Origin of the sequence: Paenibacillus maysiensis (assembly GCF_000520815.1) — a bacterium.
GTDB lineage: Bacteria > Bacillota > Bacilli > Paenibacillales > Paenibacillaceae > Paenibacillus > Paenibacillus maysiensis.
In genome coordinates this window covers 1-1452 of the sequence record NZ_ASRY01000224.1, presented here as the reverse complement: position 1 = coordinate 1452, position 1452 = coordinate 1, and the positions used below count along the sequence as shown (strand labels likewise).

The following is a 1452-nucleotide window of genomic DNA, read 5'->3' as shown; positions in this document are numbered from 1 at the left end:
GCTTCTTCGCTAAAGTGAATGTTAGATGTCTGTTTAATAGAGAAAGTGTCCATACTGTCTAGTAATAATAGGAAGAGGACGGGATGGAACATGTGGACCCCATTAAGCAAAAAGGATAATCTAATGAATGATGTGTTCAAGTTCATGTTAGACCTTGAAGAACCCTGGAAATTAGCTGATATTGAGTATGACCCGCAAGAAGAAGCTTGGCACTTATTTATTGATTTTGAACGAGGAGCCCTGTTTGCCTGTCCGCATTGTGGAGCACCTTGCAAGGCCTACGATGCAGAGAAAAAACAGTGGCGCCATCTCGATATTTGGAAATGGAAAACCTATTTACATGCCCGGGTTCCCCGAACAGACTGCAAACAATGTAATAAAATCACGTTGATTCCCGTGAAGTGGTCCCGGCCGTTGTCGCATTTCACCTTGGATTTTGAGGCCTGGGCCATGCGTTTAATGGCTGAAATGCCCGTCAACGCAGCAGCGCGTGAATTACGAGAACATGACACACGCATGTGGCGGATTTTTCATCACTACGTCAATCGAGCCATGACCGAACTGGACGTCAGCTTAGTTCGGCGGATCGCCATCGACGAAACGTCCTCGCGTCGGGGTCACCGCTACATTACCTTGTTTGTGGATGTGGACACCAAAACGGTACTTTTTGCAACCGAAGGAAAAGGCAAAGATACCTTAGCGCGTTTCAACCAGTATTTACTACAAAAAGGCGTAGAATCGGCACAAATACAGGAAATCTGCTGCGATATGTCTCCCGCCTTTATTCGAGGTATTGAAGAGCATTTCCCCACAGCCGAAATGACCTTTGATAAGTTCCACGTCATGAAGATGGTGAATGAAGCCGTGGATGAGGTGCGTAAAGCCGAGCAGAAAGAAGAACCTGGGCTCAAGCGAACCAAATATCTATGGTTAAAGAACAAAACGAACTTGAAGGCAGAGCAGCGAGATACCTTGGAAAGCCTGAAGGACAAAAACCTAAAAACAGGCAGAGCCTACCGCTTAAAATTAGCCATGCAGGAACTATGGACGACCCCGCACGTCTTTGCTGACGTCTATTTACGGGAGTGGTTAGGCTGGGCTAGGCGCTCACAGTTGGGAGCGATGATGGATCTGGCGAAGACCGTGAAACAACATGAAGAAGGCATTCTGCGTTGGTTTCACAGCCGGATGACCAATGGTCTGCTTGAAGGCATAAATGGATTAGTGCAAGCAGCCAAACGAAAAGCACGTGGGTACAGAAACGTCCATAATCTAATAGCTATGGTCTACATGACTGCGAATAAACATCGGCTTCCAGCACTTGCAGCACACAGGCCCTAAACCCATTTTTACCCCGTTCCCTTTATACCATTTCTTTAAGAATCTACTGAAACAAGCTTGACTATGAACCTATTTCTATACGGCGTTACCCATCCAATAGAGCGAAGAGCC

General features: G+C 46.5%; 1 protein-coding gene. It reads left to right on the top strand.

What is annotated here, in order from left to right:
* The first annotated feature begins 123 nt into the window (after positions 1 to 123).
* Positions 124 to 1341 carry an ISL3 family transposase gene (locus L696_RS0116545; RefSeq protein ID WP_025684644.1) on the top strand — a complete coding sequence of 406 codons (1218 nt, stop codon included), beginning with the start codon at positions 124 to 126 and terminating at the stop codon, positions 1339 to 1341.
* Positions 1342 to 1452 lie beyond the last annotated feature (111 nt).